This window comes from Shigella flexneri 2a str. 301 (genome assembly GCF_000006925.2).
Taxonomy (GTDB): domain Bacteria; phylum Pseudomonadota; class Gammaproteobacteria; order Enterobacterales; family Enterobacteriaceae; genus ECMA0423.
This window is the reverse complement of record NC_004337.2, coordinates 2961276-2974991: the sequence shown is the minus strand read 5'-3', so window position 1 is coordinate 2974991 and position 13716 is coordinate 2961276. Positions and strand designations below refer to the sequence as shown.

The window sequence follows — 13716 nt, the reverse complement described above, 5'->3', positions numbered from 1 at the left end:
GAAGAAGATGGACATTAACAACAAAGCCCGAATTCATTGGGCATGCCGCCGTGGTATGCGCGAACTCGATATTTCAATCATGCCGTTTTTCGAACATGAGTACGACAGCTTAAGCGATGACGAAAAACGCATCTTTATTCGTCTGCTGGAATGTGACGATCCGGACCTGTTTAACTGGCTGATGAATCACGGTAAACCGGCCGATGCAGAACTGGAAATAATGGTCCGACTCATCCAGACACGGAACCGGGAACGTGGTCCTGTGGCAATCTGATTTGCGCGTCTCCTGGCGCGCACAGTGGCTTTCCTTGCTGATTCATGGGCTGGTTGCCGCTGTTATTTTACTCATGCCCTGGCCGCTCAGTTACACCCCGTTATGGATGGTGTTACTTTCGCTGGTGGTATTTGATTGCGTTCGCAGCCAGCGGTGTATTAATGCTCGCCAGGGGGAAATTCGCTTGTTGATGGACGGGCGTTTGCGTTGGCAAGGGCAGGAGTGGAGCATCGTCAAAGCACCGTGGATGATTAAGAGCGGCATGATGCTGCGTTTACGTTCTGATGGCGGTAAACGGCAACATTTATGGCTGGCAGCCGACAGCATGGACGAAGCCGAATGGCGGGATTTACGGCGGATTTTGTTGCAACAAGAGACGCAAAGATAAAGATGACGGCAAAGCATATGCGCTAAGCCGTCAGTGAGATCAGGCGTAATGCTCTGCCATTTCGTTGAGGATTTGCTCGCACCAGCTCTGAATACGCTCGTCGCTAAGGTCATACTGGTTAGTTTCATCCAGCGCCAGACCCACGAACAGTTGCCCGTCAGCAATCACCGGTTTCGGGCTGGTAAATTCATATCCTTCCGTTGGCCAGTAGCCGACGAACTTCACGCCTTTGGTCGAGAGTTTGTCATGCAGCATACCGAGCGCATCGAGGAACCACTCGCCGTATCCCAGTTGATCGCCAAGCCCATACAGCGCAATAATTTTACCTTCAAGGTTCAGGTCGTCGAGCTGATCCCAGACGGCTTCCCAGTCTTCCTGGATTTCACCAAAATCCCAGGTCGGGATACCCAGAATGAGCACATCGTACTGCTCCATTAATTTCGGGGAGTCGTCCTTGAGGTTATGTAAGGTCACCAGTTCTGGGCCGATAATATCGCGGATTTTTTCTGCCGCCATTTCGGTGTAACAGGTGCTGGAACCGTAAAAAAGACCCATATTCATAACGTAAGCTTCTCGATTCTGCTGTGGCTTTTGCAGCTAGTGTATCAGAATCGCTTTAGTCACGGCACAATAAGGCATAATGGATCAAATGAGTGACCATAAGGGGCGCAAGTGAAACAGGAGCTGGCACGCATCGAGCAGTTTCTTGATGCTCTGTGGCTGGAAAAAAATCTGGCTGAAAATACGTTGAACGCTTACCGTCGCGATCTGTCAATGATGGTGGAGTGGTTGCATCACCGCGGGTTGACGCTGGCGACGGCGCAAAGTGACGATTTGCAGGCATTACTGGCAGAACGGCTGGAGGGCGGGTATAAAGCCACCAGCTCAGCGCGTTTGCTGAGTGCAGTGCGCCGATTGTTCCAGTATCTTTATCGCGAAAAGTTTCGTGAAGACGATCCCAGTGCGCATCTCGCTTCACCGAAATTGCCCCAGCGTTTGCCAAAAGATTTAAGCGAAGCGCAGGTCGAACGTTTATTACAGGCGCCATTAATTGATCAGCCACTGGAGCTACGCGATAAAGCCATGCTTGAAGTGTTGTATGCTACCGGGCTGCGTGTCTCTGAACTGGTCGGGCTGACAATGAGTGATATCAGCCTGCGTCAGGGCGTAGTGCGGGTCATTGGTAAAGGCAACAAAGAGCGCCTGGTGCCGTTAGGGGAAGAGGCGGTTTACTGGCTGGAAACCTATCTGGAACATGGGCGTCCGTGGCTGCTGAATGGTGTGTCAATTGACGTGTTGTTTCCCAGCCAGCGTGCGCAGCAGATGACGCGACAGACCTTCTGGCACCGCATTAAACATTATGCCGTGCTGGCGGGTATCGACAGCGAAAAGCTGTCACCGCATGTGTTGCGTCACGCTTTTGCCACTCATTTATTAAATCATGGTGCGGATTTACGCGTGGTGCAGATGCTACTGGGCCACAGCGATCTTTCCACCACGCAAATTTATACGCATGTCGCTACCGAGCGTCTGCGGCAACTTCATCAACAGCATCACCCGCGGGCGTGATGTCTGAAAAGAACGGGAAGATTTATGAAGAAAGGTTTTATGTTGTTTACTTTGTTAGCGGCGTTTTCAGGCTTTGCTCAGGCTGATGACGCGGCAATTCAACAAACGTTAGCCAAAATGGGCATCAAAAGCAGCGATATTCAGCCCGCGCCCGTAGCTGGCATGAAGACAGTTCTGACTAACAGCGGTGTGTTGTACATCACCGATGATGGTAAACATATCATTCAGGGGCCAATGTATGACGTTAGTGGCACGGCTCCGGTCAATGTCACCAATAAGATGCTGTTAAAGCAGTTGAATGCGCTTGAAAAAGAGATGATCGTTTATAAAGCGCCGCAGGAAAAACACGTCATCACCGTGTTTACTGATATTACCTGTGGTTACTGCCACAAACTGCATGAGCAAATGGCAGACTATAACGCGCTGGGGATCACCGTGCGTTATCTTGCTTTCCCGCGCCAGGGGCTGGACAGCGATGCAGAGAAAGAAATGAAAGCTATCTGGTGTGCGAAAGATAAAAACAAAGCGTTTGATGATGTGATGGCAGGTAAAAGCGTCGCACCAGCCAGCTGCGACGTGGATATTGCCGACCATTACGCACTTGGCGTCCAGCTTGGCGTTAGCGGTACTCCGGCAGTTGTGCTGAGCAATGGCACACTTGTTCCGGGTTACCAGCCGCCGAAAGACATGAAAGAATTCCTCGACGAACACCAAAAAATGACCAGCGGTAAATAATTCGCGTGAAACAACAGATACAACTTCGTCGCCGTGAAGTCGATGAAACGGCAGACTTGCCCGCTGAATTGCCTCCCTTGCTGCGCCGTTTATACGCCAGCCGGGGAGTACGCAGTGCGCAAGAACTGGAACGCAGTGTTAAAGGTATGTTGCCCTGGCAGCAACTAAGCGGTGTCGAAAAGGCCGTTGAGATCCTTTACAACGCTTTTCGCGAAGGAACGCGGATTATTGTGGTCGGTGATTTCGACGCCGACGGCGCGACCAGCACGGCTCTAAGCGTGCTGGCGATGCGCTCGCTTGGTTGCAGCAATATCGACTACCTGGTACCAAACCGTTTCGAAGACGGTTACGGCTTAAGCCCGGAAGTGGTCGATCAGGCCCATGCCCGTGGCGCGCAGTTAATTGTCACGGTGGATAACGGTATTTCCTCCCATGCGGGAGTTGAGCACGCTCGCTCGTTGGGCATCCCGGTTATTGTTACCGATCACCATTTGCCGGGCGACACATTACCCGCAGCGGAAGCGATCATTAACCCTAACTTGCGCGACTGTAATTTCCCGTCGAAATCACTGGCAGGCGTGGGTGTGGCGTTTTATCTGATGCTGGCGCTGCGCACCTTTTTGCGCGATCAGGGCTGGTTTGATGAGCGCGGCATCGCAATTCCTAACCTGGCAGAACTGCTGGATCTGGTAGCACTGGGGACAGTAGCGGACGTCGTGCCGCTGGACGCTAATAATCGCATTCTGACCTGGCAGGGGATGAGTCGCATCCGTGCCGGAAAGTGCCGTCCAGGGATTAAAGCGCTGCTGGAAGTGGCAAATCGCGATGCACAAAAACTAGCCGCCAGCGATTTAGGTTTTGCGCTGGGACCGCGTCTCAATGCTGCCGGGCGACTGGATGATATGTCCGTTGGTGTGGCGCTGTTGCTGTGCGACAACATCGGCGAAGCGCGCGTGCTGGCAAATGAACTCGATGCGCTAAACCAGACGCGAAAAGAGATCGAACAAGGAATGCAGGTTGAAGCCCTGACCCTGTGCGAGAAACTGGAGCGCAGCCGTGACACGCTACCCGGCGGGCTGGCAATGTATCACCCCGAATGGCATCAGGGCGTTGTCGGTATTCTGGCTTCGCGTATCAAAGAGCGTTTTCACCGTCCGGTTATCGCCTTTGCGCCAGCAGGTGACGGTACGCTGAAAGGTTCCGGTCGCTCCATTCAGGGGCTGCATATGCGTGATGCGCTGGAGCGATTAGACACACTCTACCCCGGCATGATGCTCAAGTTTGGCGGTCATGCGATGGCGGCGGGTTTGTCGCTGGAAGAGGATAAATTCGAACTCTTTCAACAACGGTTTGGCGAACTGGTTACTGAGTGGCTGGCCCCTTCGCTATTGCAAGGCGAAGTGGTGTCAGACGGTCCGTTAAGCCCGGCCGAAATGACCATGGAAGTGGCGCAGCTGCTGCGCGATGCTGGCCCGTGGGGGCAGATGTTCCCGGAGCCGCTGTTTGACGGTCATTTCCGTCTGCTGCAACAGCGGCTGGTGGGCGAACGTCATTTGAAGGTGATGGTCGAACCGGTCGGCGGCGGTCCACTGCTGGATGGTATTGCTTTTAATGTCGATACCGCTCTCTGGCCGGATAACGGCGTGCGCGAAGTGCAACTGGCTTATAAGCTCGATATCAACGAGTTTCGCGGCAACCGCAGCCTGCAAATTATCATCGACAATATCTGGCCAATTTAGCGTCATCTTCTCTATAAAAAAGAGCGTGGATTGGGTACAATCCCGCTCTTATCACCGCATTTTGACTAGCTCAATAAAAGAAATCAGACCATGTTTGAAATTAATCCGGTAAATAATCGCATTCAGGACCTCACGGAACGCTCCGACGTTCTTAGGGGGTATCTTTGACTACGACGCCAAGAAAGAGCGTCTGGAAGAAGTAAACGCCGAGCTGGAACAGCCGGATGTCTGGAACGAACCCGAACGCGCACAGGCGCTGGGTAAAGAGCGTTCCTCCCTCGAAGCCGTTGTCGACACCCTCGACCAAATGAAACAGGGGCTGGAAGATGTTTCTGGTCTGCTGGAACTGGCTGTAGAAGCTGACGACGAAGAAACCTTTAACGAAGCCGTTGCTGAACTCGACGCCCTGGAAGAAAAACTGGCGCAGCTTGAGTTCCGCCGTATGTTCTCTGGCGAATATGACAGCGCCGACTGTTACCTCGATATTCAGGCGGGGTCTGGCGGTACGGAAGCACAGGACTGGGCGAGCATGCTTGAGCGTATGTATCTGCGCTGGGCAGAATCGCGTGGTTTCAAAACTGAAATCATCGAAGAGTCGGAAGGTGAAGTGGCGGGTATTAAATCCGTGACGATCAAAATCTCCGGCGATTACGCTTACGGCTGGCTGCGTACAGAAACTGGCGTTCACCGCCTGGTGCGTAAAAGCCCGTTTGACTCCGGCGGTCGTCGCCACACGTCGTTCAGCTCTGCGTTTGTTTATCCGGAAGTTGATGATGATATTGATATCGAAATCAACCCGGCGGATCTGCGCATTGACGTTTATCGCGCGTCCGGCGCGGGCGGTCAGCACGTTAACCGTACCGAATCTGCGGTGCGTATTACCCACATCCCGACCGGGATCGTGACCCAGTGCCAGAACGACCGTTCCCAGCACAAGAACAAAGATCAGGCCATGAAGCAGATGAAAGCGAAGCTTTATGAACTGGAGATGCAGAAGAAAAATGCCGAGAAACAGGCGATGGAAGATAACAAATCTGACATCGGCTGGGGCAGCCAGATTCGTTCTTATGTCCTTGATGACTCCCGCATTAAAGATCTGCGCACCGGGGTAGAAACCCGCAACACGCAGGCCGTGCTGGACGGCAGCCTGGATCAATTTATCGAAGCAAGTTTGAAAGCAGGGTTATGAGGAACCAACATGTCTGAACAACACGCACAGGGCGCTGACGCGGTAGTCGATCTTAACAATGAACTGAAAACGCGTCGTGAGAAGCTGGCGAACCTGCGTGAGCAGGGAATTGCCTTCCCGAACGATTTCCGTCGCGATCATACCTCTGACCAATTGCACGCAGAATTCGACGGTAAAGAGAACGAAGAACTGGAAGCGCTGAACATCGAAGTCGCCGTTGCTGGCCGCATGATGACCCGCCGTATTATGGGTAAAGCGTCTTTCGTTACCCTGCAGGATGTGGGTGGCCGCATTCAGCTGTACGTTGCCCGTGACGATCTGCCGGAAGGCGTTTACAACGAGCAGTTCAAAAAATGGGACCTCGGCGACATCCTCGGCGCGAAAGGTAAACTGTTCAAAACCAAAACCGGCGAACTGTCTATCCACTGTACCGAGCTGCGTCTGCTGACCAAAGCACTGCGTCCGCTGCCGGATAAATTCCACGGCTTGCAGGATCAGGAAGCGCGCTATCGTCAGCGTTATCTGGATCTCATCTCTAACGATGAATCCCGTAACACCTTTAAAGTACGCTCGCAGATCCTCTCTGGTATTCGCCAGTTCATGGTGAACCGCGGCTTTATGGAAGTTGAAACGCCGATGATGCAGGTGATCCCAGGCGGTGCCGCTGCGCGTCCGTTTATCACCCACCATAACGCGCTGGATCTCGACATGTACCTGCGTATCGCGCCGGAACTGTACCTCAAGCGTCTGGTGGTCGGTGGCTTCGAGCGTGTATTCGAAATCAACCGTAACTTCCGTAACGAAGGTATTTCCGTACGTCATAACCCAGAGTTCACCATGATGGAACTCTACATGGCTTACGCAGATTACAAAGATCTGATCGAGCTGACCGAATCGCTGTTCCGTACTCTGGCACAGGATATTCTCGGTAAGACGGAAGTGACCTACGGCGACGTGACGCTGGACTTCGGTAAACCGTTCGAAAAACTGACCATGCGTGAAGCGATCAAGAAATATCGCCCGGAAACCGACATGGCGGATCTGGATAACTTCGACTCTGCGAAAGCGATTGCTGAATCTATCGGTATCCACGTTGAGAAGAGCTGGGGTCTGGGCCGTATCGTTACCGAGATCTTCGAAGAAGTGGCAGAAGCACATCTGATTCAGCCGACCTTCATTACTGAATATCCGGCAGAAGTTTCTCCGCTGGCGCGTCGTAACGACATTAACCCGGAAATCACAGACCGCTTTGAGTTCTTCATCGGTGGTCGTGAAATCGGTAACGGCTTTAGCGAGCTGAATGACGCGGAAGATCAGGCGCAACGCTTCCTGGATCAGGTTGCCGCGAAAGACGCAGGTGACGACGAAGCGATGTTCTACGATGAAGATTACGTTACCGCACTGGAACATGGCTTACCGCCGACAGCAGGTCTGGGGATTGGCATCGACCGTATGGTAATGCTGTTCACCAACAGCCATACCATCCGCGACGTTATTCTGTTCCCGGCGATGCGTCCGGTGAAATAAGCATTACGTTATGCTCACAACCCCGGCAAATGTCGGGGTTTTTTATTTAAGCTGGGTAAATGCAGATAATCGTATTCTGGCTTCGCGATTTGTCGCCTGCATCACCATCCACGGACTGAACGCCCACGGCGTGGCATCAATACCGCGTAATACATCAGCTAAATCACACCATTGATAATCCATCACTTCATCATCGTTGATCTGTAACGCACTGGTGGTGCGTGCGGCAAATACCGGACACACTTCATTTTCCACAATGCCTCTCGGATCGGTGGCGCGGTAGCGAAAGTCAGGATAGATAGATTCAGGAGGCGTAATTTCCACGCCAAGCTCATAACGGCAACGGCGGATCACCGCGTCTTCGCTGCTTTCTCCCAGTTGTGGGTGCCCACAAACCGAGTTAGTCCACACGCCAGGCCACGCTTTTTTGCTCAGTGCGCGGCGGGTAACTAATAATTGCCCCTTGGCATTAAACAGCCAACTGGAGAACGCGAGATGTAAGAGGGTGTCTGCCGTGTGTGCGGCATACTTTTCCAGCGTACCCGTGGGAACTCCCTGTGCATTCAATAAAATGACGTGTTCCGTTTGCATAATTTCTCACATGTAATTCTGATCACTCATCATTATAGATAATTGAAGAGTGAAATGATTAACCAAGAGAGCGTTTATCGACAACCGCCCGTTTTGAGCGGATGCCGACAGGTAAAAACCATTTAAAAAAGTAGCATCATATATTTGAAGCGACTTTCAATGGCCATTGCAACACAGTCAGAAATGACAGGAATAGAGAGAGTAAAAAGCAACAACAGACTGAATATAGCGCGCATTAAAAAATTCATATTATTCTCCATGCTCATTTTTCTTCAGCTTGCGCATCAGAAGCCACATACGTACTGTCCTGACTTCTAAATCTTTATCAGAGACGGATTCCTTCACCAGGTCAGCATGATGCTGATAGCCATTAAAGAAGACGTTCAGCACAACGGCGCTAAGGGTTGCGAGCATAATGCCGCTATGTAGCAGCGGTTGCAGTACGGCCGGTAACTTAGAAAAGAAATCGTGAGAGAGCGTCGGAGTCATGCCAACGCCGAGACTGATCGCCACAATATAGAGGTTGTAACGGTTGGTGGTGTAGTTACAGCGCGACAGAATTCGAATCCCTGTCGCCAGTACCATGCCGAACATCACTAGACCAGCGCCGCCCAGCACAAATTGCGGAATGGAGGCTACCAGCACCGCCATTTTTGGCACCATGCCAAACAGGATTAATATAATTCCCGAAGAAATACACACCCAGCGGCTATGAACGCGCATCACGCTAACCAGGCCAACGTTTTGAGAAAATGACGTGTGGGGGAAGCTGTTAAACGTGCCGCCTATCATTGTCCCTACGCCATCGACACGCAGCCCGCAAATAATATCGTGTGAAGAGAGTTTACGACCGACTATTTCACCCAGTGCCAGGAACATCCCCATCGACTCGATAAACACGATGATTAACACGGCAGTCATGGTCAGAATGGAAACGGGATCGAAAATCGGCATACCAAACGACATCGGGGTGACAATCGCAAACCACGAGGCATCATGTAGCCCGGATAAATTGACTTCATTCATCATCCACGAAAGTAAAAAGCCAAATACAATCCCCAGTAATACGGCGACGTTGGACATAAATCCTTTCGCATAGCGAGTAATGAGCAAGATAAAAATTAAGACGGCAAAGGAGATACCTAAATAAACGGGATTACCATATTGCGGATTCCCTTTACCTCCAGCGGCCCAGTCAATACCCACCTGAATGATGCTAAGCCCAATAGAAGTAATAACCACACCGGTAACCAGTGGCGGGAATAAAGGCATCAAGCGACCAATAAGTGGCGCTAATAATGTGGTGATAAAACCCGCGGCGATAGTGGCACCAAATATCCCCAGCAGGCCGATATCCGGGTTCATCCCAATGGCTATCATTGGTGTTACAGCAGCAAAGGTCACCGACATAATCACCGGCAGGCGGATCCCCATAAAGCGGCCGATACCGATACATTGCAATAATGTGACGATCCCGCAGCAAAAGAGATCCGAGCTAATGAGCATCGCAATAGCATCTTTTGAGAGGCCCAGTCGGTCACCAATCATAAGAGGAACAGCGACTGCACCTGCGTACATGACAAGGACGTGTTGCAGACCGAGTATGATCAGCTTTCCTGGTGATAATATGCGGTCAACCTCATCAGTTGGGCGGTCTTGCCCAGAAGATGAGGGAAGTTGGGAATCTATGGCGCTCATCAGTGTTTCTCCTTTCGCCCGCCAGAATAAAAAGCAACCGTTTACGTTAATGAAACTGTCTAAACACATGCTCGTGGAGTGCCAGTTTTTGCGAGGAAGGGGAGTTAGAGACAGGAATTGCGGAGGCAATCACATAATCGTGCTTAAACCACGAAAATGACAAGAGAAACTGACAATGGAATTATCTGTAATTTTCTCATATTGATATTTCATTAATCATTCTGGCATGTCGCACTCTCGCATTTAATCGTTTTTATCTGGATAGCGCTCTTTTGATCGGCAATGTTGAAATAATGAAAGCGGCATAGATTGAGGGGCAATAATTTGAACTCAGTCGCAAAATTATAATTAAAACGGTCATGCTACCTAATATATGCCCGTTTATTGCATCGCGAAATTTGAGAAGACATAACTCATTAAATGAAAGGGATGCAAATGAATACGTTTATCGCTGCTGAAGCTGCGGAATGTATAGGCTGTCATGCGGTAATGACTCCAACTTACTGATAGTGTTTTATGTTCAGATAATGCCCGATGACCTTGTCATGCAGCTCCACCGATTTTGAGAACGACAGTGACTTCCGTCCCAGCCTTGCCAGATGTTGTCTCAGATTCAGATTATGTCGCTCAATGCGCTGAGTGTAACGCTTGCTGATAACGTGCAGCTTTCCCTTCAGGCGTGATTCATACAGCGGCCAGCCATCTAGACTGGCCCCCTGAATCTCCAGACAACCAGTATCACTTATTTAAGTGATAGTCTTAATACTAGTTTTTAGACTAGTCATTGGAGAACAGATGATTGATGTCTTAGGGCCGGAGAAACGCAGACGGCGTACCACACAGGAAAAGATCGCAATTGTTCAGCAGAGCTTTGAACCGGGGATGACGGTCTCCCTCGTTGCCCGGCAACATGGTGTAGCAGCCAGCCAGTTATTTCTCTGGCGTAAGCAATACCAGGAAGGAAGTCTTACTGCTGTGGCCGCCGGAGAACAGGTTGTTCCTGCCTCTGAACTTGCTGCCGCCATGAAGCAGATTAAAGAACTCCAGCGCCTGCTCGGCAAGAAAACGATGGAAAATGAACTCCTCAAAGAAGCCGTTGAATATGGACGGGCAAAAAAGTGGATAGCGCACGCGCCCTTATTGCCCGGGGATGGGGAGTAAGCTTAGTCAGCCGTTGTCTCCGGGTATCGCGTGCGCAGTTGCACGTCATTCTCAGACGAACCGATGACTGGATGGATGGCCGCCGCAGTCGTCACACTGATGATACGGATGTGCTTCTCCGTATACACCATGTTATCGGAGAGCTGCCCACGTATGGTTATCGTCGGGTATGGGCGCTGCTTCGCAGACAGGCAGAACTTGATGGTATGCCTGCGATCAATGCCAAACGTGTTTACCGGCTCATGCGCCAGAATGCGCTGTTGCTTGAGCGAAAACCTGCTGTACCGCCATCGAAACGGGCACATACAGGCAGAGTGGCCGTGAAAGAAAGCAATCAGCGATGGTGCTCTGACGGGTTCGAGTTCTGCTGTGATAACGGAGAGAGACTGCGTGTCACGTTCGCGCTGGACTGCTGTGATCGTGAGGCACTGCACTGGGCGGTGACTACCGGCGGCTTCAACAGTGAAACAGTACAGGACGTCATGCTGGGAGCGGTGGAACGCCGCTTCGGCAACGATCTTCCGTCGTCTCCAGTGGAGTGGCTGACGGATAATGGTTCATGCTACCGGGCTAATGAAACACGCCAGTTCGCCCGGATGTTGGGACTTGAACCGAAGAACACGGCGGTGCGTAGTCCGGAGAGTAACGGAATAGCAGAGAGCTTCGTGAAAACGATAAAGCGTGACTACATCAGTATCATGCCCAAACCAGACGGGTTAACGGCAGCAAAGAACCTTGCAGAGGCGTTCGAGCATTATAACGAATGGCATCCGCATAGTGCGCTGGGTTATCGCTCGCCACGGGAATATCTGCGGCAGCGGGCTTGTAATGGGTTAAGTGATAACAGATGTCTGGAAATATAGGGGCAAATCCACCATCCGTCATCCATACCACGACCTCAAAGGCCGACAGCAGGCTCAGAAGACGCTCCAGTGTGGCCAGAGTGCGTTCACCGAAGACGTGCGCCACAACCGTCCCCCGTATCCTGTCATACGCGTAAAACAGCCAGCGCTGACGTGATTTAGCACCGACGTAGCCCCAATGTTCGTCCATTTCAGCGCAGACAATCACATCACTGCCCGGTTGTATGCGCGAGGTTACCGACTGCGGCCTGAGTTTTTTAAGTGACGTAAAACCGTGTTGAGGCCAACGCCCATAATGCGTGCACTGGCGCGACATCCGACGCCATTCATGGCCATATCAATGATTTTCTGGTGCTTACCGGGCTGAGAGGCGGTGTAAGTGAACTGTAGTTGCCATGTTTTACGGCAATGAGAGCAGAGATAGCGCTGATGTCCGGCAGTGCTTTTGCCGTTACGCACCACGCCTTCAGTAGCGGAGCAGGAAGGACATCTGATGGAAATGGAAGCCACGCAAGCACCTTAAAATCACCATCATACACTAAATCAGTAAGTTGGCAGCATTACCGAGTTGTTAAACACATAACCTCAGTGAATCCGGCCTGAATTCAGGCCGGATATCCTTTTACTTCGTTTTCTCGCAATCCAGAACTGTATTTACAATCATCTGATACCCCGTGCAGCGACAAAGATTTCCCGCCAGTCCGCGACGAATTTCCGTAATGGTTAATGGCTTCTCGCGTGGTTTCGCCAGCATTGCCGTGGTAGCCATAATCAGGCCAGGCGTACAAAACCCGCACTGCACTGTGCCGGATTTCGCATAAGCCTGCTGAACATGAGAAAGTTTTCCGCCTTTCGCTTCACCTTCCAGCGTGCGGATCTCTTTTCCTTCAGCCCAGGCGGCAAGGTATAAGCAACTGTCTATTGCTGTGCCGTCGACCAACACCGTACAGGCACCACATTCACCCACGCAGCACCCTTGTTTGACACTTAGCAGTCCTTGTTCGCGGAGTAATTCCGAGAGCGGCGTGCCTGGTGCGGCGTGAAGCTGAAAAGGCATCCCGTTAATGGTGCATTCGGTGGTAATTGTTTCGCTGTGATTCATTGCAATTTTCCCCCCGCCGCGGCGACGGCTTCGCTAATCACTTTTTTGGTCATCGTCTGGATGAGATGCAGACGAAACTCTTTACTGGCCCGCCATGAAGAATGCGGGGCGACATCTTGCAGGACAGATTCGCTGATAGCTTCCAGCGTTTGCAGGTTTAATGGCGCATTTTGTGCAGTCTGTTCGGCATGTTGGCAGCGAATCGGCGTTGGCGCGGCAACACCAAATGCCAGGCGTAATTCGCTGAAATTGCCGTTATCCAGTCGGCAATGTGCGGCGCAGCCAATCGTTGAAATATCCATTGCGTCGCGCATGGCATATTTAAAATGCGCGCTGCCCGCGTGTTCTTTCGGCTGTGGCGGAAAATGAAAGGCGACGAGGATTTCGTCATGCTCAAGAGACACTTTGCCCGGCCCGGTGTGAAAGCCATTAATCGGGACGAAACGAACACCGCGCGGGGAGTGGATCTCCAGTTTCGCGTCATAAATTAGCGTTGGCGTGGCAGAATCTGCGCTGGTGGCACCGTTGCAAATATTTCCACCGTAGGTAGCGACGTTACGGATCTGCGGTCCAGCAATGAACGTGGCCGCAGCACATAACGCCGGGAGATGACGTTGAGTTATAGGATCTTCTATTAGCTGGGTAAATGTCGTTGCAGAGCCGATACGTAGCGAGCCATCTTCCGCCAGCGTAATTCCCCGCAGCTCCGCCAGATTATGAATATCAACAATATGGCGATAACGGTCATTGTGATGGTGGAGCTGAATCAGTACGTCAGTGCCACCGGCGAGCAGTTTGGCCTGCGGGTTGTCAGCCAGCAGGTTGATGGCATCGGCAAGGGTTGCTGCGCGATGGTAAGAAGCAAAATCAAACATGATGT

General features: G+C 51.6%; 15 protein-coding genes and 3 other annotated features. Of the genes, 9 read left to right on the top strand and 6 right to left on the bottom strand.

The window, feature by feature from the left end; genetic code table 11:
- The first annotated feature begins 7 nt into the window (after positions 1 to 7).
- Complete coding sequence (gene ygfY / locus SF2883; protein ID NP_708661.1) at positions 8 to 274, top strand: hypothetical protein; 267 nt, start codon at positions 8 to 10, stop codon at positions 272 to 274.
- Complete coding sequence (locus tag SF2882; RefSeq protein ID NP_708660.1) at positions 255 to 662, top strand: hypothetical protein; 408 nt, start codon at positions 255 to 257, stop codon at positions 660 to 662. Before ygfY ends, SF2882 begins: the two co-directional genes overlap by 20 nt.
- A 39-nt stretch (positions 663 to 701) precedes the next feature.
- Here the strand turns inward: SF2882 and fldB are convergent, their stop codons facing one another.
- A complete protein-coding gene (gene fldB / locus SF2881; RefSeq protein NP_708659.1) occupies positions 702 to 1223 on the bottom strand; it encodes a flavodoxin FldB in 522 nt (173 codons plus the stop codon).
- 111 nt (positions 1224 to 1334) lie between these two features.
- On the opposite strand from fldB, the gene xerD reads away from it, so the two are divergent.
- From xerD to lysS, 5 genes are all read left to right on the top strand, one after another.
- Positions 1335 to 2231, top strand: coding sequence for a site-specific tyrosine recombinase XerD (gene xerD / locus SF2880; protein NP_708658.1), 897 nt, complete (start codon positions 1335 to 1337; stop codon positions 2229 to 2231).
- A 24-nt stretch (positions 2232 to 2255) separates the two neighbouring features.
- Positions 2256 to 2966, top strand: a complete 711-nt coding sequence (gene dsbC, locus SF2879) for a protein disulfide isomerase (RefSeq protein ID NP_708657.1) — start codon at positions 2256 to 2258, stop codon at positions 2964 to 2966.
- A 5-nt stretch (positions 2967 to 2971) separates the two neighbouring features.
- Positions 2972 to 4705 (top strand): ssDNA exonuclease RecJ, encoded by a 1734-nt coding sequence (gene recJ, locus SF2878; protein ID NP_708656.1) that lies wholly within the window; start codon positions 2972 to 2974, stop codon positions 4703 to 4705.
- Positions 4706 to 5012: 307 nt separating this feature from the next.
- Positions 5013 to 5894 (top strand): peptide chain release factor, encoded by an 882-nt coding sequence (locus SF2877; protein ID YP_008439277.1) that lies wholly within the window; start codon positions 5013 to 5015, stop codon positions 5892 to 5894.
- Between the two features lie 9 nt (positions 5895 to 5903).
- Positions 5904 to 7421: a lysyl-tRNA synthetase gene (gene lysS / locus SF2876; protein ID NP_708655.1), complete on the top strand. Its 1518-nt coding sequence runs from the start codon at positions 5904 to 5906 to the stop codon at positions 7419 to 7421.
- A 42-nt stretch (positions 7422 to 7463) separates the two neighbouring features.
- Here lysS and SF2875 read toward each other — a convergent pair whose 3' ends face one another.
- Both SF2875 and ygfU read right to left on the bottom strand, forming a co-directional pair.
- Positions 7464 to 8012, bottom strand: coding sequence for an isopentenyl-diphosphate delta-isomerase (locus tag SF2875; protein ID NP_708654.1), 549 nt, complete (start codon positions 8010 to 8012; stop codon positions 7464 to 7466).
- Between the two features lie 249 nt (positions 8013 to 8261).
- Entirely contained in the window at positions 8262 to 9779 is a 1518-nt protein-coding gene (gene ygfU / locus SF2874) for a permease (protein NP_708653.1), read from the bottom strand.
- A 416-nt stretch (positions 9780 to 10195) separates the two neighbouring features.
- Positions 10196 to 10414: a mobile genetic element (partial), on the bottom strand.
- Positions 10415 to 11745 (top strand) — a mobile genetic element.
- Between ygfU and SF2873 the strand changes: the two genes are divergently transcribed.
- Complete coding sequence (locus SF2873) at positions 10461 to 10871, top strand: IS2 repressor TnpA (RefSeq protein ID NP_708652.3); 411 nt, start codon at positions 10461 to 10463, stop codon at positions 10869 to 10871. Its footprint overlaps the feature before it by 411 nt.
- Positions 10829 to 11734, top strand: a complete 906-nt coding sequence (locus tag SF2872; protein ID NP_708651.1) for an IS2 transposase TnpB — start codon at positions 10829 to 10831, stop codon at positions 11732 to 11734. Its footprint lies within the feature at positions 10415 to 11745. Before SF2873 ends, SF2872 begins: the two co-directional genes overlap by 43 nt.
- Positions 11746 to 12299: a mobile genetic element (partial), on the bottom strand.
- Here the strand turns inward: SF2872 and insA are convergent.
- From insA to ygeT, 3 genes are all read right to left on the bottom strand, one after another.
- A complete protein-coding gene (gene insA, locus SF2871; protein ID NP_708650.1) occupies positions 11969 to 12244 on the bottom strand; it encodes an insertion element IS1 protein InsA in 276 nt (91 codons plus the stop codon). (Overlaps the previous feature by 276 nt.)
- A 57-nt stretch (positions 12300 to 12356) precedes the next feature.
- On the bottom strand, positions 12357 to 12836 hold the full coding sequence (locus tag SF2870) for a xanthine dehydrogenase subunit XdhC (RefSeq protein NP_708649.1): 480 nt from the start codon (positions 12834 to 12836) through the stop codon (positions 12357 to 12359).
- On the bottom strand, positions 12833 to 13711 hold the full coding sequence (gene ygeT / locus SF2869; RefSeq protein NP_708648.1) for a xanthine dehydrogenase subunit XdhB: 879 nt from the start codon (positions 13709 to 13711) through the stop codon (positions 12833 to 12835). Before ygeT ends, SF2870 begins: the two co-directional genes overlap by 4 nt.
- Positions 13712 to 13716: the final 5 nt, after the last annotated feature.